Source organism: Nonomuraea sp. NPDC049695 (assembly GCF_040674955.1).
GTDB classification, from domain to species: domain Bacteria; phylum Actinomycetota; class Actinomycetes; order Streptosporangiales; family Streptosporangiaceae; genus Nonomuraea; species Nonomuraea helvata.
Genome location: NZ_JBFANV010000021.1, coordinates 89,403 through 109,665, shown reverse-complemented (window position 1 = coordinate 109,665; position 20,263 = coordinate 89,403). Strand labels below are relative to the sequence as shown.

20 protein-coding genes are annotated in these 20,263 nt (G+C 71.6%); 10 read left to right on the top strand and 10 right to left on the bottom strand.

Going from position 1 to position 20,263, the window contains the following annotated elements; all coding sequences use genetic code 11:
* The first annotated feature begins 31 nt into the window (after positions 1 to 31).
* Together AB0J64_RS20565 and AB0J64_RS20560 are read left to right on the top strand one after the other, a co-directional pair.
* Positions 32 to 193, top strand: coding sequence for a hypothetical protein (locus tag AB0J64_RS20565; protein ID WP_364028905.1), 162 nt, complete (start codon positions 32 to 34; stop codon positions 191 to 193).
* Positions 194 to 241: 48 nt separating this feature from the next.
* Entirely contained in the window at positions 242 to 2,845 is a 2,604-nt protein-coding gene (locus AB0J64_RS20560; RefSeq protein ID WP_364028903.1) for a LuxR C-terminal-related transcriptional regulator, read from the top strand.
* On the opposite strand, the gene AB0J64_RS20555 is transcribed toward AB0J64_RS20560, so the two are convergent.
* Positions 2,842 to 3,561: a hypothetical protein gene (locus AB0J64_RS20555; RefSeq protein ID WP_364028901.1), complete on the bottom strand. Its 720-nt coding sequence runs from the start codon at positions 3,559 to 3,561 to the stop codon at positions 2,842 to 2,844. The two genes, AB0J64_RS20560 and AB0J64_RS20555, sit on opposite strands and share 4 nt — an antisense overlap.
* 40 nt (positions 3,562 to 3,601) lie before the next feature.
* On the opposite strand from AB0J64_RS20555, the gene AB0J64_RS20550 reads away from it, so the two are divergent.
* Complete coding sequence (locus AB0J64_RS20550) at positions 3,602 to 4,060, top strand: SRPBCC domain-containing protein (RefSeq protein ID WP_364028899.1); 459 nt, start codon at positions 3,602 to 3,604, stop codon at positions 4,058 to 4,060.
* A gap of 2 nt (positions 4,061 to 4,062) precedes the next feature.
* Here the strand turns inward: AB0J64_RS20550 and AB0J64_RS20545 are convergent, their stop codons facing one another.
* The 3 genes from AB0J64_RS20545 to AB0J64_RS20535 form a co-directional block, all read right to left on the bottom strand.
* Positions 4,063 to 4,401 carry a hypothetical protein gene (locus AB0J64_RS20545; RefSeq protein WP_364028897.1) on the bottom strand — a complete coding sequence of 113 codons (339 nt, stop codon included), beginning with the start codon at positions 4,399 to 4,401 and terminating at the stop codon, positions 4,063 to 4,065.
* A gap of 101 nt (positions 4,402 to 4,502) precedes the next feature.
* Positions 4,503 to 4,763 carry a hypothetical protein gene (locus tag AB0J64_RS20540; protein ID WP_364028895.1) on the bottom strand — a complete coding sequence of 87 codons (261 nt, stop codon included), beginning with the start codon at positions 4,761 to 4,763 and terminating at the stop codon, positions 4,503 to 4,505.
* A 76-nt stretch (positions 4,764 to 4,839) separates the two neighbouring features.
* The gene (locus AB0J64_RS20535; RefSeq protein WP_364028893.1) at positions 4,840 to 6,015 is read right to left on the bottom strand and encodes an FAD-dependent monooxygenase; all 1,176 of its coding nucleotides are present in this window, start codon (positions 6,013 to 6,015) and stop codon (positions 4,840 to 4,842) included.
* Between the two features lie 89 nt (positions 6,016 to 6,104).
* On the opposite strand from AB0J64_RS20535, the gene AB0J64_RS20530 reads away from it, so the two are divergent.
* Positions 6,105 to 6,815: a TetR/AcrR family transcriptional regulator gene (locus AB0J64_RS20530; RefSeq protein ID WP_364028891.1), complete on the top strand. Its 711-nt coding sequence runs from the start codon at positions 6,105 to 6,107 to the stop codon at positions 6,813 to 6,815.
* Between the two features lie 11 nt (positions 6,816 to 6,826).
* Here the strand turns inward: AB0J64_RS20530 and AB0J64_RS20525 are convergent, their stop codons facing one another.
* Entirely contained in the window at positions 6,827 to 8,167 is a 1,341-nt protein-coding gene (locus AB0J64_RS20525) for an aminotransferase class I/II-fold pyridoxal phosphate-dependent enzyme (protein WP_364028889.1), read from the bottom strand.
* Between the two features lie 25 nt (positions 8,168 to 8,192).
* On the opposite strand from AB0J64_RS20525, the gene AB0J64_RS20520 reads away from it, so the two are divergent.
* From AB0J64_RS20520 to AB0J64_RS20495, 6 genes are all read left to right on the top strand, one after another.
* On the top strand, positions 8,193 to 8,813 hold the full coding sequence (locus AB0J64_RS20520; protein WP_364028887.1) for an FMN-binding negative transcriptional regulator: 621 nt from the start codon (positions 8,193 to 8,195) through the stop codon (positions 8,811 to 8,813).
* A 79-nt stretch (positions 8,814 to 8,892) separates the two neighbouring features.
* A complete protein-coding gene (locus AB0J64_RS20515) occupies positions 8,893 to 9,348 on the top strand; it encodes a transcriptional regulator (protein ID WP_364028885.1) in 456 nt (151 codons plus the stop codon).
* A 70-nt stretch (positions 9,349 to 9,418) separates the two neighbouring features.
* Positions 9,419 to 10,309, top strand: coding sequence for an ABC transporter ATP-binding protein (locus tag AB0J64_RS20510; RefSeq protein ID WP_364028883.1), 891 nt, complete (start codon positions 9,419 to 9,421; stop codon positions 10,307 to 10,309).
* A complete protein-coding gene (locus tag AB0J64_RS20505) occupies positions 10,306 to 11,880 on the top strand; it encodes a polyketide antibiotic transporter (RefSeq protein WP_364028881.1) in 1,575 nt (524 codons plus the stop codon). Before AB0J64_RS20510 ends, AB0J64_RS20505 begins: the two co-directional genes overlap by 4 nt.
* Positions 11,881 to 11,957: 77 nt before the next feature.
* Positions 11,958 to 13,370, top strand: a complete 1,413-nt coding sequence (locus AB0J64_RS20500) for an AlkA N-terminal domain-containing protein (protein WP_364028879.1) — start codon at positions 11,958 to 11,960, stop codon at positions 13,368 to 13,370.
* 30 nt (positions 13,371 to 13,400) lie between these two features.
* On the top strand, positions 13,401 to 14,618 hold the full coding sequence (locus AB0J64_RS20495) for an MFS transporter (RefSeq protein ID WP_364028877.1): 1,218 nt from the start codon (positions 13,401 to 13,403) through the stop codon (positions 14,616 to 14,618).
* Between the two features lie 290 nt (positions 14,619 to 14,908).
* On the opposite strand, the gene AB0J64_RS20490 is transcribed toward AB0J64_RS20495, so the two are convergent.
* Genes AB0J64_RS20490 through AB0J64_RS20470 form a run of 5 tightly spaced genes read right to left on the bottom strand, consistent with a single transcriptional unit; the run spans position 14,909 to position 20,172 of the window.
* Positions 14,909 to 16,273: an SUKH-4 family immunity protein gene (locus AB0J64_RS20490; protein ID WP_364028875.1), complete on the bottom strand. Its 1,365-nt coding sequence runs from the start codon at positions 16,271 to 16,273 to the stop codon at positions 14,909 to 14,911.
* Between the two features lie 41 nt (positions 16,274 to 16,314).
* A complete protein-coding gene (locus AB0J64_RS20485; protein ID WP_364028873.1) occupies positions 16,315 to 16,797 on the bottom strand; it encodes a GNAT family N-acetyltransferase in 483 nt (160 codons plus the stop codon).
* A 20-nt stretch (positions 16,798 to 16,817) separates the two neighbouring features.
* Positions 16,818 to 18,443, bottom strand: coding sequence for a hypothetical protein (locus tag AB0J64_RS20480; protein ID WP_364028871.1), 1,626 nt, complete (start codon positions 18,441 to 18,443; stop codon positions 16,818 to 16,820).
* Complete coding sequence (locus AB0J64_RS20475) at positions 18,440 to 19,333, bottom strand: ABC transporter ATP-binding protein (RefSeq protein WP_364028869.1); 894 nt, start codon at positions 19,331 to 19,333, stop codon at positions 18,440 to 18,442. The genes AB0J64_RS20480 and AB0J64_RS20475 overlap by 4 nt, the downstream gene beginning before the upstream one ends.
* Before the next feature lie 23 nt (positions 19,334 to 19,356).
* Positions 19,357 to 20,172, bottom strand: coding sequence for an oxidoreductase (locus tag AB0J64_RS20470; RefSeq protein WP_364028867.1), 816 nt, complete (start codon positions 20,170 to 20,172; stop codon positions 19,357 to 19,359).
* Positions 20,173 to 20,263: the final 91 nt, after the last annotated feature.

The following is a 20,263-nucleotide window of genomic DNA, read 5'->3' as shown; positions in this document are numbered from 1 at the left end:
GACCTGAACCGGGCGGCGAGATGGTTTCCAGATGAGAACGGTCATCGTCCGGCTGGTCGAGCCCGAGCAATCCGGCGGCCAGCTCCGCGGGCTGCTCGAAGAGGTGGGGGGCGAGGCGGTGCCGTTCGTCGGCGCGGACGCGCTCATGGAGCTGCTGCGTATCTCCGCCGGTTTGAAGCGGGATTCAGCCTGAACCTCCCCCAAACCTCCGTCACCACGATGGGTGTCGAGAGGAGGCGCGATGAGCGAGCAGGGGAGCGGTTGGCCGTTCGTCGGGCGAGGGGAGCCGCTGGCGGCCGTGCGCGGGGCGGTGCGGTCGGGAGCGGGCGTGATGATCGCCGGTGCGGCCGGCGTCGGCAAGAGCCGGTTGGCGGTGGAGGCGCTGGCCGGAATGCCGGGGTACGTGGTGGTGCGGGCGCTGGGCACGGAGACCGCGTCGATGATCCCGTTCGGCGCGTTCGCGCACGTGCTGACGGGGCCGCCGGAGGGCGGCGAGAACCTGTTGCACTGGGCGGCCCGCCACCTGCGCGAACGCGCACGGCGGGGCGAGCTGCTGGTGAGCGTGGACGACGCGCACCGGCTGGACCCGGCCTCGGCGGCACTGGTGCACTTCCTGGTGGAGAGCGGCACGGCCCGCGTCGTGGTGACCGTACGTTCCGGCGAGCCGCAGCCGGCCCCCGTGGCCGCGCTGTGGAAGGACGAGCTGCTCGACAGGATCGAGCTGCCGCCGCTGACCGGGAACGAGGTCGGGCAGGTGCTCGCGGGCGCGCTCGGCGGCGAGGTGGCCGCGGAGACCGTACGTCATCTCGCGCGGGTCAGCGAGGGGAACGTGCTCTACCTGCGCGAGGTCGTGCAGGCGGGGCTGGGCAGCGGCTGCCTGGCCGAACGGGACGGCCAGTGGCGCTGGCGGGGCGAGCTGTCGATGACGACCCGGCTGCGTGAGCTGGTCGGCGAGCGGATCGGCCATCTCGACGAGGAAGAGCGCGAGGTGCTGGAGCTGGTGGCGTTCGGGGAGCCGCTGGGCACGGAGCTGCTGGCGTCGCTGAACTCGTCCCGGGCGGTCGAGCGGGTCGAGGACCGCGGCCTGATCGTCGCCGTGGACGACGGCAGGCGCGAGCACCTACGGCTCGGCCACCCTCTCTACGGCGAGGTGGTACGCGGCGGCTGCGGCACGTTGCGGACGCGGCGGCGGCTGCGCATGCTGGCCGACGCGCTGGAGGCCAGCGGGCTCCGGCGGCGCGAGGACGAGCTGCGGGCGGCCGTGTGGCGGCTGGACAGCGGTTCGGCCGCCGCCCCGGAGACGCTGGTCTCGGCCGCCCGGCTGGCCTGGGGCAGGCAGGATCCCCGGCTGGCCGAACGCCTGGCGCGGGCCGCGATCGAGGCGGGGGCGGGCGTGGCCGGGGTCGCGCTGCTCGGCGAGGTGCTCATGGTGCTGGGCGACGCCGACTCGGCGCTGGCGACGCTGCGGCAGGCGGCACGCGACGCGGTCACCGAGGCCGATCGTGCCCAGTACGCCTTCAGCCTGGGGATCAATCTGGCGTGGGCGGGCGCGGACGCCGAGGCGTGCGAGGTGCTCGACGCGGCCGCGCGCACGCTGACCGAGCCCGTCTGGCTCCAGGAGGCCCACGTGTACCGGGCCGTCGCTGACTGCTTCGCCGGCCGGCTGACCGGGGCGGCGCGGTCGCTGGCGCGATCCCGTACGTTCGGGCCGATGACGGTGCGCGCCGAGGCGCACGCGGCGTCCATGGAGGCGTGGGTCGCGGCGTACTCGGGGCGTGCCGAGTCCGGCCTGGCCATCGCCGAACGGACGCTGGCCGGGCTGGAGAGCTGGCAGGACGAGGCGCCGCACGCGCTGCCGAGCTTCCTGGACGCGCTCTGTGCCGCGCAGGTGTTCTCCGGGCGGCTGGACGCGGCGGCCAGGACCGCGGAGCAGGGGATGGAGCTGCCCGCGGCGGAGCTGTCGGTGTCGGGGTTCGCGGCCCACCGGGCGACGGTCAGCCGGCTGCGCGGCGACGTCGCGGGCGCGCTGCGCTGGTGCGGGGACGACCTGGCCAGGATGCCCGCCCGGGAGCCGTACCTGGGACGGGTGCTGGCCGAGCAGGCGCACGCGCTGGCGCTGCTGGGCCGGACGGCGCAGGCTCGCGAGGTGCTGGCGGAGGCCTCGGCGGCGGCGTCCAGATGGGCGTTCACCCGGCAGCACGCGATGCAGGCCGCGGTGTGGGTGGCCGCGGCGGACGGCGACCTGGAGGGGGCGGTACGGCTCTGTCTGGAGGCCGCGGATCACGCGGAGCGGCACGAACTGTACGGGAGCCTGATGTTCGCGCTGCACGACCTGGTGCGGCTGGGAGCTCCGGCGGCGGACCACCTGTCCTCGTCGGCGGAGCGGCTGTCCTCGCTGGCGGAGCGGGTGGATGGGCCCTTGCCCGGTCTCCTGTCGAGGCACGCGCGGGCCGTCGGCGATCCGGCTTCGCTGCGGGCGGTGGCCGGGGAGTTCGAGCGGTCGGGGATGCTGCTGTACGCGGCCGAGACCACGGCGCAGGAGGCGGCGGCGTACCGCGACGAGGGCCGCGGCACGCTGGCCAGGGGCGCGCAGACCAGGGCGTGGGCGCTGGCCAAGCGCTGCCCGGGCGTGACGACCCCGGCGCTGGTGGAGCTGGCCACGCCCGAGCTCACGCCGCGCCAGCGGGAGATCGTGCAGCTCGCGGCGGCCGGCCTGACGAACCGGCAGATCGCCGACCGGCTGACGCTGTCCACGCGCACGGCGGCCAATCATCTGCAGGCGGCGTACGACAAGCTGGGCGTGAACGACCGCACGCAGGTGGGCCGGCTCCTGGCGTCGCTCTAGATGAGCTTCAGCAGGCCGTCGTACAGGGTCTGCCGCTCGTCCTCGGAGAGGATCTCGTACGGCGCGGCGGCCCGCCGGTTGGTGTCCGCCTCGATCCGGGCACGGACGGGCCCGTCCCGCAGGCCGACGATCTCGGCCGCGGACAGGCCCTCCGCCTGCCAGGCCACGGCATGCGCGTCGGCGCGGTGATACCGGAGCGCGGCGAGCCGGTTGAACAGCAGCACGCCGGGGGCGGCTCCGGCGGGCTCATAGGGAGGCGCCATCAGCGCCAGGGCGCCTCCTGGCACGCGTTCGGCCTGATCGAGCACCCGTCCCGCGAGCCCGGCCAGCCCGGCCAGGTCGTGCCCGGCCCAGATCCGCTCGGCCGCTGCGCCGTGCACCTCGTACAGGCGCCGGATGAACTCCAGCCCCGCCGCCGTCACCCGCAGCACCCCGTCACCGTCATCGGCCAGGGTGCCCTCGCGGAAGTGCTCCTGGATGCCGGACTCACGCCCGTCGGCGTCCCCGTACCGGTAGACCGTGGCGAGGTCGGTCCGGGTCAGTGAGCGGAGCGGCAGCGTGAACCGCAGGTCGGACAGGAATCCGGGGCTCACACCGGAGGACTCGGACAGTTCGGTGACCGCTCTGCGAGCCGCAGCATGCACGTTGACGTGGGCCGCGTCGATGACGGGCGCGATCGCCGCCGCATATTCCGACAATTCCCGAATTTTCGGCATCGGCCGCCATTATGGCCCCATGAGAGCCTACGTTGGCCCCATGTACTCAACTCGGGTCTCTCGGCACGTGAACGCGCCACGGTCGGCTGTTTACCAGGCGCTCGTGGACGCGGACGCGATCGCGAAATGGCGGGTGCCGGCGGGTATGAGCAGCCAGGTCCACGAGTTCGACGCGCGCGAAGGCGGCTCGTTCCGGGTCTCGCTCACCTATGACGCGCCGGGACCGGCCGGCAAGTCGGGATCGCACACTGACACCTACCACGGCCACTTCGCGGAGCTCGTTCCGGAGGAGCGGGTGGTCGAGGTGTTCGAGTTCGAGACGGCGGATCCCGCGCTGGGCGGGACCATGACGATGACGACGACGCTCGCCGACTCCGGCGGCGGCACCGAGGTCGTCATCGTGCACGACGGGATCCCTGACGTCGTGCCCGCCGCCGACAATGAGACCGGTACGCGGATGGCACTGGCGAACCTGGCCGCGCTCGTCGAGGCTGGATGACTTCAGCCGCCGCCACCGCGTGATTCTCCGCCTTTCATGGGCGAAATAGCCCTGAAGAGGAAGAACCACGAGGTGACCATGAAGCATATGGCGGGAACCATCAAGCCGAGTCCCAGCAGCGGATCGACGTCCAGCATCCTGGGAAGGAACATCGTCGTCATCCAGGCAAACGTAAAAATCTGTGCCCAGCCGTACGGCTTCCACTGAGCTTGTCGTGCACGGCTTGACGGCACCCAGCGCGGAATCTTACGGGTGACCAGAGTGAAGACGCCGAGTAAGCACGCAAGAGCGCCGACAATGAGGGCGGCCAGCAGCATGTATTCCGTGCCCACCTGTAACACCGGCCCGCTCCTTCATGCTGGATCAGTCCGAGGCGACGCACTCGGCTTGATCAGTTTGCCGAACGGCCATTGTGTAGATCAAGCAGCGGCGTGCGGACCCCTCACCGCTTGGACGTCGTCGCTTTTGGCGACGGACTGGCGGTGGGCGAGGTAGGGGTGGTTGAGACGGTCGCGGCCGGCGAGGCCCTGTTCGGCTTGTTGACGGAGGTGAGCACCAGCCCACCGGTCACGGCGGCCACCACCGTGACGACGGCGGCGGTGGCGTACCAGAGCCTTCGTCTCAGACGCCTGCGGTGCTCCTGCCGCACCGCTTCTTCGCGCCGCAGGGCGGCGCGCCTGAGCTTCACCTTCCGCTGTGACATGGCAGCTCCCGGAATCTCCTTGGGCGTCACCATAAAAGGAAGGGCATAACACCGATCTAAGATCCGCGAGCCAGGATCAGGCGGCGGCCTCGAGCTCCCGGCGCGGGGCGAGGCGGTTGCGCACCCAGCTCACGGCGGCCGCGGCGGGCCAGAGCCGGGAGGCGAGGTTACGCGTGTCGATGCCGATCCTGGTGGCCGGGACCATCAGCGCGGCCGCCGCCGCTACGTTGTCCTGCCTGGGGTCGACCAGGGTACGGTGCGCGGCCTCATAGCGGGCGAAGGCCGCCTGGGGATCGGCGGGCGTGGCCGCGAGCTCCATGGCCAGGGTGTAGGCGCCGGCCATGGCCAGCGTGGAGCCGTCGCCGAACAGCGACACCGACGAGGCGGCGTCGCCCAGCAGCGCCACGCGCCCGTCGTGCCAGCGGTCGATGCGCACCTGGCTGACCGAGTCGAACCACAGGTCCTCGGCGGTCCGTGCCCGCTCCAGCAGCTCCGGCACCTGCCAGCCGGCGCCGGCGTAGGCATCGGCGAGGATGCGCCTGTGCTGCTCGGTGTCGCGGTGGTCGAAGCCCTCGACGGCCGGGGCGCGGAAGATGAAGGCGGCCAGGGCGCGGCCCCGGACCGGGTGGATGGCGACCATGCGGCCGGGAGAGTTGTGGATGACCACCTCGCTCTGCTGCTCGGCCGGGCCGTCCAGCGGCATGGTGGCGACGTAGAGGCCCATGTGGCGGACGAAGGCGCTCTCGGGGCCGAAGGCCAGCCGGCGCGTCATCGAGTGCAGCCCGTCGGCCCCGATCACCAGGTCGAACCGGCGGGGCGCGGCCTGGTCGAAAGTGACCTCGACGCCGGTCTCGTCCTGGCGGATGGCGGTCATGGTGTCGCCGAAGAGGTACTCGGCCGAGTCGCGGGCGGCCTCGTACAGGATGGCCGCCAGGTCGGTACGCGTCACCTCGACCTCGCGACTGCCGCCCGCCCGCTGCATGGCCCGGGTGTTGACGCCGCCCACCCGCCGGCCCGCGTCGTTGACGAAGGCCATGCCGGTCGCGGTGGTGGCGGCGGCGCGCAGCCTGTCCATCAGACCCATGCGCTCGGCCACCTCGACGGCCGGGCCGCGCACGTCGACCGGGCTCCCGCTGGAACGCAGCCCCGTCGCGCGCTCGACGACGGTGGGGCGGAAGCCGTGCCGGGCCAGCCAGTACGCCAGCGTGCTCCCGGCGATGCCGGCTCCGGAGATCAGAACAGTGGGGGACATGTCGTGCTCCTCTCGTCTCGTGACGGCCCACAACTTATGACTGATTATGAAAATTCGTCAACTACTTCTTATGTGCCATAATGCTGATCGTGAGCGAACGACTCCGAGACCCGCGCCAGCGGGCCGAACGCGCGAAGCGGATCCTCGATGTGGCCGCCGACCTGCTCCTGCTCCACGGCTACCGGCGGGTGACGATCGACGACGTGGCCGCCCGGGCCGGCATCGGCAAGGGCACCGTCTACCTGCACTGGAAGACGCGCGAGCAGTTGTTCGGGGCCGTTCTCACGCGCGAGGTCGGCTCGGCGATCGATCAGGTACGGCAGGTGCTGGCGGACGACCCGCAGGCGTGCCGGCTGCACCGCTTCGCCCGCGCCTACTTCCTGGCCATCGCCTCCAGGCCGCTGCTGCTGGGCTTCCTCCTCACCGACCCCGAGCTGCTCGGCAAGCTCACCGGCTCCCCCGACCGCGAGGAGCGGCACGTCAAGATGGCACGCGGCTATCTGGAGCTGCTCGCCGAGCACGGCCTGCTCCGCGACGACCTGGACGTGGACCAGCTCGGCTACGCCTACCAGGCGACCTTCGAGGGTTTCCTGCGAGCGGAGGGCGGCGCCCCTGAGGACGGGCGCGAGCAGCGGGCCGACCTGCTCGGCGGCACGGTGTTGCGGGCGTTCGAGAGCGAGGCGGCCCCCTCCGACGCCGCGCTGCGCGACCTCGCCACCGCCGTCGCCGCACTCCTCGGCGACGTGGTCGACGCCGACCGCACGGAGGCCGGCATCCCCGACCCGTCAGGCGACGGCTGAGGACACGCCGGTCAGCCGTACGGGCCGCCGCGTGAACCCGGTCGTACGGCCTCGGCGAGGGCGTCGGCGAGCGGGTCCACCTCGTCGGCTCGCAGGAGCGCGACGGTGACGCGCAGCGCGGGTGGTGTGCCGACGCGGTTGCGCGCGCCGGGCGCGGCCGCCCAGCCACGGGCCAGCAGGCGGGTGATCGCGGTGGCCTCGTCCGCGACAGGGACCCACACGTTGAGCCCGCTGCGCCCGTGCGCGCGGATGCCGCGTCCGGCAAGCGCCGTCACCAGGCCGTCCCGGCGCCGCGCGTACGAGGCCGCCACCGCCGGCGTGTCCACCGCGCCCGTCTTCCAGAGGTACGCGACGGCGCGCTGCAACAGGTGGCTGACCCAGCCCGCGGCGAGCCGCTGGCGACCGCGCAGGCGGTCGAGCGTGACCGGGTCACCGGTGATCAGGGCGACGCGGAGGTCAGGGCCGAACGCCTTGGCCGTCGAGCGGGTGACCACCCAGCGCTGCGTGATGCCTGCCAGCGGGTGCAAGGGGAGGTCCACGAAGCCGGAGCCGTGGTCGTCCTCGACGAGCAGCACGTCCGGGTGGGCCGCCAGCAGCTCACGCAGGGCATGAGCACGTTCGCCTGAGACGGCGGCGCCGGTCGGGTTCTGGGCGCGAGCCGTGATCACCACGGCGCGGACACCCGTGCGCAGAGCCCGGGCGAGCTCCTCCGGCAAGGGACCCTCGTCGTCGAGCCGCATCGGCACGGGACGCAGCCCCATGACGGCGACCAGGTCGAGCAGGGCTGTCCAGCCGGGATCCTCCACGGCCACCGCGTCGCCGGGGCGCAGGTAGGTGGCCAGCACGCGTTCGACCGCGTCGAGAGTGCCCGAGGTGACCGCCACCGGCGCGTCCGGGATGCCGTCCGCGCGCATGCGCTCCCCAGCCAGGGCGAGCAGCTCCTCGTCGTCGCCCGTGCCGTACATGGCGGGCCGCTCCTCGTGCGCGCGGGCCGCGGCGGCGAGGGCGTCGCCCAGCCGCGGCAGGAGGGCTGGATCCGGGTTGCCCTTGGACAGGTCGCGCACGCCCGGGGGCACCTCGATGCGGATCTCCTCCCGGAACGTGCTGGCCGGGCGCGGCCTGACCCGGGTGCCCCGCCGCCCGGCGGTCTCGATGACGCCTCGCTCGCGCAGCAGCCGGTACGCGGCCGCCGCCGTGCCGGGGCTGACCCCGGCGCCGGCGGCCACCTCGCGCACCGGAGGGAGCATCGCGCCTGGTGGCAGCCGCCCTTCGGACACGGCGAGCTCGACCCCGGCCGCTATCTCGCTGGCCGTCCCGCCGACAATCAGGTACTTTTCTGACACAAAGTCCATTATGTACTAATACAAAGAGGTATGGGTGCTCATTCATCCTTGGGACGCGGCACACGACACCGACGAATGGCGGACCTGGCTGCGTACGCGCGACTTCGGCCAGCTCACCGCCAACGGCGTGAACGGCGGCCCGCCGGTCGTGGTGCCGACGCATTTCCTGTTCGACGGCGACGAGGAGATCGTGCTCCACCTGGCCAGGCCCAACCCGATCTGGGCGGCGCTGGAGGCCAACCCGGCGACGGTGGTGAGCGTGCACGACGACTACACCTACATCCCCTCGACCTGGCGCTCCGACTCCCCCGACGACGGCGTGCCGACCAGCTACTACGCCTCGGTTCAGCTCACGTGCCGGGCGCGGATCGTGGACGACAGGGAGGGCAAGGCCGACATCCTCCGCCGCCAACTGGCCTACCACCAGCCCGGCGGCGGTTACGGCGAGATGGCCGCGGACGCGGGGCCGTACCGCAAGATGCTCTCGGCGATCCGGGGGCTGCGGCTGGAGGTGGTGGACGTGCGGGCCAAGTTCAAGTACGACGACCATCGGCCGGTCGAGTTCCGCGAGCGGGTCAGGGACGCGCTCGCCGGCCGGGGGCTGCCAGGGGACGAGGGAGCGAAGGCGCAGCTGGTCCGGCGAATGACTCGGTGAGATCGCCAGACTTGCGATGCCAGTAGTTTCAGTCTAGCCTGAAATTACTGGCCACAAGGCTGAACGTTAGGATGACGGCATGACTGCGCAGGACGGCCCCGACCGCGAGCAGGTGCTCGCGTGGGTCGAGCGGGTGGCGGCGTTCGTCTCCCAGGAATGGGGGCTCGCGCCGATCACCGGCCGCGTCCTGGGCTGGCTCATGGCCTGCGACCCGCCGGAGCAGACCGCGAGCGACATCGCCGAGGCCATCGGCGCGAGCCGCGCGTCGCTGACGACGAACATGCATCTCCTGACGTCCGTCAAGCTGATCCGGCGGTTCCGCAAGCCCGGGGAGCGGAACGTCTACTACCAGATAGAGGACGACGCCTGGTCCAAGGTCATCCGGCAGAAGCTCGCCGCGTTCACCGCGTTCGACGAGCTGGCGGCGGAGGGCCTGCGGCTCGGCTGGACCGACGAGGCGCAGGCCAGGCGCATCGAGTCGGCCAGGGAGGCCATCGCCTCCCTGGCCAAGGTCCTCGACCAGGCCTCCGACTGACACCCTGAGCGGACGCGGCGGGCCTCTGCGCCACGCCGCGATCCCGCCATGCCTCCTCACAAGGAACCCCATGGACGACTTGATCTCGGTCGCCGCACTGACGAAGTCGTACGGCGCGACCCGCGCACTCGACGGGCTCGACCTGTCCGTACGTGCCGGCGAGGTGCACGGCTTCCTCGGCCCGAACGGCGCGGGAAAGTCCACGACCATCCGCATTCTCCTGGGCCTGATCCGGGCCACCTCCGGCACGGTCAGGCTGCTCGGCGGCGACCCGTGGCGGCAGGCCACCGAGCTGCACCGGCGCCTGGCGTACGTGCCGGGCGACGTGACCCTGTGGCCCACGCTCACCGGAGGCGAGGTGATCGACCTGCTCGGGCGCGCGAGAGGCGGGCTCGACCAGCGGCGCCGCGCCGAGCTGATGGACAGGTTCGAGCTCGACCCACGTAAGAAGAGCCGCACGTACTCCAAGGGCAACCGCCAGAAGGTCGCGCTGGTCGCCGCGCTCTCGTCCCGGGCCGAGCTGCTGATCCTCGACGAGCCGACCTCGGGCCTCGACCCGCTGATGGAGGCGGCCTTCAGGGCGAGCGTGGCGGAGGAGAAGCAGGCGGGCCGCACGGTACTGCTGTCCAGCCACATGCTCTCCGAGGTCGAGACCCTGTGCGACCGGGTCACCATCGTCCGCTCGGGGCGCGCCGTGGAGTCGGGCACCCTCTCCGACCTGCGCCACCTCACCCGTACCTCGATCACCGCCGACCTGGCGGGCCTTCCCGACTCTCTCCGCGACCTCCCCGGCGTGCACAACGTGCTGGTCGAGAACGGCCGCCTCACCTGCCAGGCCGACTCGGACGCGCTCGACGGGCTGCTCGCCCGGCTGTCCGTCATCGGCGTGCGCGGCCTGACCTGCAGCCCGCCGAGCCTGGAAGAGCTGTTCCTGCGGCACTACCAGGAGGCCGCGCGATGACGCTGCTGCTCAAGCTGGCGATGCGCGGGGAACGCGTGCGCTCGGCCGTCTGGATCCTCACCGTCGTCATGCTCGGCGCCGGCCTGGTCTCCTACATCCAGGGCTATTTCACCACCCCGGAGGCGCTGCGCACGTACGCGCGGGTGATCTCCACCAACCCGATCCTCCTCGGCCTCGGCGGACCCGTGGCCGAGCCCTCCGTCGGCGCGATGGCAGCGTGGCGGAGCGGCGGGCTGCTCTTCCTGCTGACCGCCTGGATGACCTTGACCATCGTCATCAGGCACACCAGGGCGGAGGAGGAGTCAGGGCGGCAGGAGCTGATGCTGTCCGGAGTGATCGGCCGGGCCGCGCCGCTCACCGCGGCCCTCACCACCGCCGCCGTCACCGCACTGCTCGCCGGGGCGTTCACCTCGGCCATGCTCATCGCCGTCGGCATGGAGGCCGCCGGGTCGCTCGCGTACGGGGCCGCGATCACGGCGGCGGGCTGGGTCTTCGCCGCGGTGGGCGCGGTGGTCTCGCAGCTCGTACGGACGGCGCGGACCGCGACCACGCTCGGGCTGCTCGTGCTCGGCGTGTCCTACGTGCTGCGCTACGCCGGTGACGCCTCCGGCGTGAGCTTGCTGACGTGGGCGTCGCCGCTCGGCTGGAGCCACCTGGTGCGGGCGTACGCGGCGGACCGGTGGTGGGTGCTGATCGTGTCGCTGGTGGCGACCGGTCTCCTGCTGGTGCTCGCGTACGGGCTGTCCGCGCGTCGCGACCTCGACTCCGGCCTGCTCCCCGAACGCCCGGGGCCCGCCACGGGGCCGTACCTGAAGGGGCCGTTCAGTCTGGCCTGGCGGCTGCAGCGCGGCATGCTGGCGAAGTGGGCCGTGGGCGTGACGGCGGCCGCGGCGCTCTTCGCCGGCCTCAGCAGCGTCGCGCCCCGCCTGGCGCAGCAGCCGGGGCTGGTGCTGGACGCGTTCATCCAGCGGTACGGAGGGCCGTCGGGCGATCCGGTGGACGCGTACCTGTGGATCATCGTGCTCCTGCTGGCGTACACGGTCGCGCTCTATCCCGTGCTCGCCATGCTCAGGCTGCACCAGGAGGAGTACTCCGGCCACGCCGAGGTCCTGCTGTCCACCGCGGTGGGCCGGCTCCGGTGGGCGGCGGCGCACCTGGTCCTGGGCGCGCTCGGCACGGCGGCGCTGCTGGCGCTCGGCGGGTTCGTCACGGGGCTGGTCTACACGCTGTCCATGGACGAGCCTGCGGTGGGCAGGATGCTGCTCGCGGCGCTCGAGCACGTCCCGGCGGCCTGGCTCGTCGGGGCGGCCGCCGCCTTCGCCGTTACGGTGCTGCCGCGGGTGTCGGTGGCGCTCTCGTGGACGGTCTGGGGTGTGGTGGTCGTGGTCGGTGACCTGCTGGGGCCGCTGATCGGGCTGTGGGGGTGGAGCCGGATCGAGCCTTTCCACTACACGCCCAACACGGTGTCGGGCGAGCCCTTCAGCATCACGCCACCTGTCGTGATCCTGGCGCTGACCGCGCTGCTCACCACCGCGGCGCTGATCCGCCTGCGCGACCGCGACCTGGGCTGACACGACGTACGGCGCCTGAAGGTCGATGTCCGATCGTCACTAGTGGACGCGGCCCCGGAGCCGGAAGAGTGGACCGCATGCTCACAGACGAGGACGCGTACTCCGTGCTCAGAAGCCGGGACGGCCGTTTCGACGGCCGGTTCTTCGTCGCCGTCGTGACCACCGGCATCTACTGCCGCCCCAGTTGCCCGGCCGCGCTGCCCAAACGCCAGAACGTGCGTTTCTACCCGTCCGCCGCGGCCGCCCTGGAGGCAGGTTTCCGCGCCTGCAAACGCTGCCGGCCCGACACCGCCCCCGGCTCCCCAGACTGGAACGTCCGGGCGGACGTGGTGGGCCGTGCGATGCGACTGATCGCCGAGGGTCTCGTGGACCGCGAAGGAGTCGGTGGCCTGGCCGCCCGGCTCGGCTACAGCGAACGCCAGCTGCACCGGCAGCTCACGGCCGACCTGGGCGCCGGCCCGCAGGCCCTGGCCCGGGCTCAGCGAGCGGCCAACGCCAGGACGCTCCTGGAGACGACGGACCTGCCCGCGAGCGAGATAGCGTTCGCGGCCGGTTTCTCCACGATCCGCCAGTTCAACGACACCATGCGGAAGTTCTACGGCGTGACGCCCACCGCCCTGCGGGGCGCCCGCGCCACCGGTCGTCCCCCGGGCGCGCTCCGCCTGCGCCTCGCCTACCGCCCGCCTCTGGACCTGACGGCGCTGTTCGCCTTCCTCGCCGCCCGAGCGCTGCCCGGCCTGGAGGACGCCACCTCCGGCCACTACCGCCGCTGCCTGAACCTTCCCCATGGCCTGGGCCTGGTCACCCTGCGGCCCGCGGACTCGTACGTCTCCTGCGAACTGCGTCTGGAGGACCTGAAAGACCTTCCGGCGGCGGTACAGCGCTGCCGCCGCCTCCTGGACCTGGACGCCGACCCGCGTGACATCGCCGACCACCTCACCCGCGACCCTCTCCTGGCACCCGCGGTGTCGGCGGCTCCCGGCCGGCGGGTGCCCGGCCAGGTGGACGCGGCGGAGATGGCGGTACGCGCGATCCTGAACGAGGAGACGACCACCGGCAGAGCCCTCCTCACCGAGCTGATCCACAGCTACGGCACCCCACTGCTCCAACCGCCGGCACCGTGGTATCCGGCCGCCCTCGGCAGCGTCACCCACGCCTTCCCGCGCATGGAGACGCTGGAGAACTCGGACGCACCGGCTCCCGTGGCCGCGCTGGCCCGGGCGCTGCTCACCGGCGCCCTCCACCTCGGCCCCGAAGCCGACCGCGACCGGATCGAACCTGAGCTTCTCGCCCTGCCGGGCGTGGGCGCGGAAGCGGTGGCCCGGATCCGCCTGCGGGCCCTCGGCGACCCCGACGTCTTCCTCCCCGCAGACCCGGCTGTACAGGAGGGACTGCGTCACCTCGGGCTGACGGCGGAGCACGCGCGACGCTGGCGCCCATGGCGCTCGTACGCGATGCAGCACCTGAGCGCGACATCCACCGGACGTTGAGCGCCACCTCCTCGTGCAAGGAATCCCCTCGTGTCGACCTACTTGTCCCTGCTCAGACGCAGGCGCGACTTCCGCCGCCTGTGGCTGGGCGCGTCCGTCTCCGTGATGGGCGACAGCATGACGTTCGTCGCCCTCTCCTGGCTCGTCCTGGCCCAGCCGGACGGAACGGCGAAGCTGGGCATCCTGGCCGTCTGTTACACCGCCCCTGTCCTGGTCGGTGGCCTGGTGGCGGGTCCGCTGCTCGACCGGTCCGACAAGCGGACAGCCCTGATCGCCGACAGCGTCGTACGCGGCGTCGCGGTCGGCTCCATCCCCTTCACCGCAGTGGTCGCGACCGTGCCGACCTGGCTCCCCTTCCTTGTCGCCGCCCTCTACGGCCTGCTGAAAATGCTCCCCATGGCCGCCGTCCCCGCCGCCATCCCCGAGCTGGTCGCGCCGGAGGAGCGCGACGCCGCCAACGCGCTGGAATCCGTGAGCTACTCACTGTCGGGGATCATCGGCTTCGCCCTGGCCGCACCTCTCCTGGGAGCCGTCGGCCCGGCGAACGTCCTGGCCGTGGACGCCGCCACCTACGCCTGCTTCGCCACGGCCGTGGCCCTGATCCGCCGCCCCCTACGCCCTCACGAAAGCCCAGAAACCGGGACAGCCCCCAGGGCGGTCTTCCGCGACAAGGTGCTCGTCAGCACCACGCTGGCCTTCATGGCGTTCAACGTCGCCGAAGGCGCGCTGACCATGGTCGTCGCGCCCTGGCTGGCCAGGGAGCAGCTCCCGGGCAACGGCGCCGCACTCTCCCTCCTCATGGCGGCCCTGTCGGCGGGCGAGCTCCTGGGCGGGTTCGCGGCCGGCGCCTGGCGCCCCAGAGCCGGCCGGCTGATCGCGATCGCCGTGGTCGAGCTTGTGGCGGCGGCAGGTTTCCCAGCGGTCCTCGGATCTCCCGACTGGATCCCGGTGACCGTCGGGTTCCTGGTCATCGGCGCGTTCAGCGCACCCATGACCGTCTGGGCGCAATCGCTGCGCATGGAGCGCATCCCACCGTCCCAGCGCGGCCGCGTCTTCAGCGTCTTCCGCACGATGATGCAGGCCACCCCGCCGATCGGCGCCGCCCTCGTCACCCCGCTGCTGGTAACCGGCAACCTGGCGGGAGCCGTGATCCTGATGACCGCCCTGGCCGCCCTTCCGGCCTTCGCCCTGCTGCTCGTACGCGAAAGCCATCCCGCCGGAGAGCCCGGACTCCACAACTGTGGATAACCGCCTCGCCCTGTGGATAACTTCACCCGCACGCTGCCCGCATCCGCGCCGACCCAAGCCCGATCGCCGATGGCCCAATGAGGCTCCAACCCCGGCAGATGCCGTAAAAACCGGGCCTGACGGACTCCCCATGCCACCCGGGAACCCTCCGCGCTCCGATACACAAACCGTTACCCACACCCTGTGGATGAAGGCGGCTCATTGTGGATCACCAGTGCCAGTACGAGCGGGCCTCGGACAGCCAGTCGCCGTCGTGGACGAACTTCTCCGCGTAGTCCGGCGGCCAGTTCCTATTCCGGCTTCGGGGCCGGGCGGAGGAGGAACGCGACCCCGTCGTGCGGTGGGGTCTCCACCGCGAGTCCGGTGCCGGCCAGCGCGTTCGCGATCAGGTCCCGGTCGCCGGACCATTGCAGCGCCAGCTCGTCCACCAGGTCGCCGTAGGCGTCGAAGCAGGACGTGTGGGACTGGGTGGTCCAGAAGACGGCCTTGGGCTCCTCGCCGTCCGGGGTCGCCTCGTGGACCTGCTGCCAGGCTCCGGAGGCGGTCGGCCAGAGGTCCGGCTCGGCGACGTAGCCGCGCGCCGCGAGCCGGTCGAAGGCCCGGACGATCCGGCACAGGTCGGAGGACCGGTCGCCGGCCAGGCAGGTCACGACGCCTTCCTCCGGCTTGTTCAGGCCGTGGACCGCGGCGAAGAGCGCGTCCATCGCGGCGTCGGCCTGCCTGCCCAGCTCATCGGGGTCCAGATCCAGCAGCGCGTCGTAGTCCTCGCGGTCCGCCTGTCCGGGAACGGAGACCACCAGGCCCTCCCGGGCGAACGACGCCTGGATGTTGGAGGACAGCCCGCCCCGCCACGCGATGGGCACGTCCCTGACCAACGCGCCGTCCGGGGTGAAATAGCCGTCGAGGTCGTCGGCCGGGCTCAGCAGGCCGCTGGTCTCGGTGTCGGAGGCGAAGAGCTTGGCGTCGACGATCTGCCAGCCCTCGTGCTCCAATCGGCTGAGAGCCTGGTCGAAGGCGTCTCGCTGCGACCGCTGCGATGAGGCCTCTTCGAGCGCGTCGGCCAGCGTGTCGGCGATCTCCGCGCGGCGCTGTTCGAGGAACGCGCGCGTCTCGGCGATGTGGCTGCGGCTCAGCAAGGTGTCCATGACCATGGACCACCAGGCCTCGGCCTCGCTGAAGGCGTCCGGATCGAGCTCCTTCAGCGAAAGCCACAAGTCCTGCGTGTAGCTCTGACCGGCCTCCGGGGACTCGCCGTTCAGTGCCTGCTGGCGCAGTCTGAGCCGGTAGAGGAACTCGACGAAATGCTCCAGGGAGCTGTTGACCTTCTCCGCCTGCGGCTCGTCGCCCATCGAGAGCAGCCCGACGACGCCGTTGCGGATGTCGAGGAAGTAGCGCATGCCCGAGTCGCCGGAGGTCCCGCCGAGCGTGAGGACGTTGACATCGCCGTGGCCCGTCCTGAACACGACCAGCGAGCCCACCCGCGGTTCGGCGGCGATGAAGGTGGTGAAGGCCAGATCCGCCCGTACCGGCAGCCCGACCTCGGACAGGATCCGCGCGTCCGCTTCCGACAGGCCCTGCTCGCGGCACCGCTCCGCGTCCATCAGCAGCAGGCCCTCGTCACCGAACGCTTCGACCATCTCTTCGTGCGTGACCACGATGCAGCACCTTGTCGTCGAGGACGTCAACTCAAGAGCCCCTAAGCGTAGGGGATCTTGAGCTCCCAGCGGACCTCCCCGTCATGCCATCGGTCAGTGGGGCGCAGGCCGGCCGAGCCGGCGACGGCGGCCGAGGCCGCGTGGTCAGGGTGGATGTGCGCGATGACCGTGCCGATCCCCTCGTCCGCCAGGTGCGCGACCAGAGCCCTGGCGGCCGCGGTGGCCAGTCCGCGGCCCTGCCAGGGCGTCCCGATCACCCAGGCGATCTCGGCGGTGCCGCCCTCGATCGTCGCCTGCACGTACCCGACCAGGCGCTCTTCCTCTCGCGACCAGAGCACCCAGTTGCGCCAGCCGGGCGGCCCGGCGGCCAGCCGTTCGTAGCGGGCGCGCAGCTCCTGCGCGGTGAGCGGGACCCCGCCGATGAACGTGTGCAGGCCGGGGTCGGACAGCACGACGGCCATCTCGTCGGCGTGCTCAGGGCGCAACGGGAGGAGTACGAGCGCGGGGGTGTCGATACGGTCCACCCCGCCACGATATTCACCGACTAGCCCGAGGCGAGATCGCGGCGGCGCAGGCCGTACAGACCGAGGATCGTCAGCACCGCGGCGATCGCGGTCAGCACCACCGTGGCCACCGGGGCGAAGGACCCCAGCGGGTGCCAGGGGAGGTGGGAGAGCACCGACGTGTTCACCACCCATTCCGGCATGTTCATGTAGGACCCCAGGACCTGCACGAATCCGCTGTATACGAGCACGGCCCAGGCCGCGGCCATGGCCCTTGGGGCGAGCCCGAGCAGCGCGGCGGGGATGGCGAGCAGCACCAGCACCTCCGGGGCGCGGATCAGGCTTGCCCAGAAGACCTCTCCCACGAGGCCGGTATCGCCGGTCGACAGGGCGGCGCCGATGCCGAGCGCGCCACCGTACACCGCCGGCAGGACGACCACGGCGAGCGCGGTGACCAGCAGGGACGACCAGTACCACGTCGCTCTTCCGGTGGGTCCGGCCAGCACGGGGCCGACACGTCCGCCCACCTCCTCCGCCCGGAGCCGGATGACCGACAGGACCGCGAAGACGCCGGTGTAGAGGGACCCGGTGAAGACCATGAGACTGATCCAGGCTCGCCCGAAGTCCGCGTCGGCGGAGAAGATGGGGAGATCGGTCTGCTCCATTCCCCCGGTCATGGCGCCCAGGACGAGCCCGATGGCGAGGAACGCGGCTCCCCACCCGGCGATGGCCCCCTGCTGGAGTCGCAGAGCGAGCGCGAACGGCGTGCGCAGCCAGGAAGGCGCCGAGGCCCGGCCGGGACGCGGGGCCATCAAGGATGCGCCGAGATCCCTGCGGCTCGACAGGGAGTAGGCGCCCACGACGAGGAGTCCGGCGAGGAGCAGCGAAAGGCCGAGCGGCCACCAGCGCTCGTCGGCCAGCACCCGGGTCTGCTGTGACCAGCCGATCGGGGACAGCCAGAACAGCGGACCGCCCTCCTGGCTCTGCAGCGCCCCCGCGCCGCGCAGGAGCCAGACGGTGAAGAGCGCGATGCCCGCGAGCCCGTTGGCGCCTCTGGGGTGCTCGGTGACCTGCACGGCGACCGCGGTGACCCCGGCGAACACCAGCCCGACCGCGGCGAGGGAGGCGCCGAACAGCAGCGCGCTGCCGATCGGGAACCCGATGCTGATCGTCGCGGCGGTGGTGAGGACCGCGAGCGCGGCATTGCTGATCAAGGCGGTGATCAGCGCCCCTGTGAGCTGCGCGTGCCGGCCCACGACGGCCGCCCGGATGAGTTCGGCCCGGCCGGTCTGCTCCTCTGCCCGGGTGTGCCGGGTGATGAGCATCATGTTCATGATCGCGGCGGCCAGCAGGAACTCGACCCAGTAGGCGGCGAGGAAGTAGCTCTGCGTGGTGACGTCGCCGACGAGCGGCCCGCCGAGCACCCTCATGAAGGAGACGCGGATCATCTGCGAGGCCTCGGCCAAGGCCTCAGGCGTCGGGACGACCGCGCTCACGGCGGCGTTGTAGAAGCGCGGGACCATGACCGTGATGGCGACCAGCCAGATGGTGAGCTTGATCCGGTCGCGGCGCAGCGCCAGCCGTACCATGGCGCCGGTACCGGTCAGGTGGCTGCCCGCCGGTCTCGATCCGGTACGGCCGCGCGCCGGGGAAACCGTGGCGGTCATGCCGCCTCCTTGCGCGCGTAGTGCCGGAGCATGAGCTCCTCGAGCGTCGGCGGGTGGCTGACCAGCGAGTTGATGCCGAACGTGGTGAGGTGCCTGATGGCGGCGTCGAGGTGTTCGGCGTCCACGCCGAACCGCACGCTCGCGCCTTCGACCTTCGCGTCGTGGATGCCGGGCAGCTGCTCGAGACCGGTGACCGGGGCGGCGGTGTCGGCCGCGACCGTCGTCCGGGTCAGGTGCCGCAGCTGCGCCAGCGTCCCCGACTCCACGGCCTTTCCGTCCCGGATGATGGTGATCCGGTCGGCGAGGGTTTCGACCTCGGAGAGTATGTGGCTGGACAGCAGGATCGTCCGGCCGGCGGCTTTCGCCTCGGCGACGACCTGCTGGAACACCGCCTCCATGAGCGGGTCCAGCCCGCTCGTGGGCTCGTCGAGGATCAGCAGCTCCACGTCGGCGGAGAGGGCGGCGACAAGTGCGACCTTCTGGCGGTTGCCCTTGGAGTACGTCCGCGCCTTCTTCTTCGGATCGAGCTCGAACCGCTCGATCAGCTCGGTCCTGCGCCTGTCGTCGAGACCGCCGCGCAGCCGGCCGAGCACGTCGATGGCCTCGCCGCCGGTGAGGTTGGGCCAGAGCTCGACGTCGCCCGGCACGTACGCCAGCCGCCGGTGCAGCGCGACGGCGTCGGCCCAGGGGTCGCCGCCCAGCAACCTGGCGCTGCCGGAGGTGGCTCGTATCATGCCCAGCAGGACGCGGATGGTGGTGCTTTTTCCCGCCCCGTTCGGGCCGAGGAAGCCGTGCACCTCTCCGGTGTTCACAGTGAGGTCGAGCCCGTCAAGGGCGTGTGCCGGCCCGTACGCCTTGACGAGCCCGGAAATGGCGATTGCAGGAGTCATGGGTTTCTCCGAATTGCGGGTGCTCATGCGAGGCCGGCGACCCGTGCGTCGAACTCGCGGTCAGAAAGGGACCTGTTGAGCTGCAGGAGAGCTTCGGCCTGCCAGCCGACGACGTAGCGGGTCTCCGGCCGGTCAGACTCGACCGCCTGCCGGATCGCTGTCGCGACCACGCCGGGGTCCGAGGGGCCGCCCTCCATCGGCGTCTCGGCCGCGCGGGCCATGGCCTCGGCCATCTGCCCGTACGGCCCGTTCCCGGAGATCTCCCGCAGTTGCCGCGCGGTCCCGGCCTCGAAATCGGTCTTGATGATGCCGGGCTGGATGACGACGACGTCGATGCCGAACTGCCTGGTCTCCATGCGGAGCGTGTCCGAGAACGCCTCAAGGGCGTGCTTGGAGGCGTAGTACCAGGCGCCGAGCGGAAAGGCGAGCTCCCCGCCGATCGACGACACGTTGACGATCGTGCCCGATCCCTGCCGGCGCATCTGCGGCAGGACGAGCTGGATCAGCCGGGCCGGCGCGAACAGGTTGACCTCGAACTCGTCCCGCGCCATCTCCAGCGGCGTGTCCTCGACCGCACCGTGCACGACGGCTCCCGCGTTGTTCACCAGGACGTCGATCCGCTGGTGATCGTCCAGGACGGTACGGACGACCCGCTGGAGGTCTTCTTCCTTGGTCACGTCCATCGGGAGGGCGTGACCTCCCGCTTCGCGGATCGCGCCCATCATGTGGACCCGCCGCGCCGCGCCGTACACGATGTGTCCTGCGCGCAGGAGCTCGAGTGCGGTGGCGTGGCCGATGCCGGATGAGGCGCCGGTTACGAGGCATATCTTGGCAGCCATGTCAGGGTTCTCCCAGAGAACGGCGATCATTCGCGCAGCAGGAAAGTTACGGATGCGTTTGCGAATTCAGCAAGCCGTGAACCCTGTTATC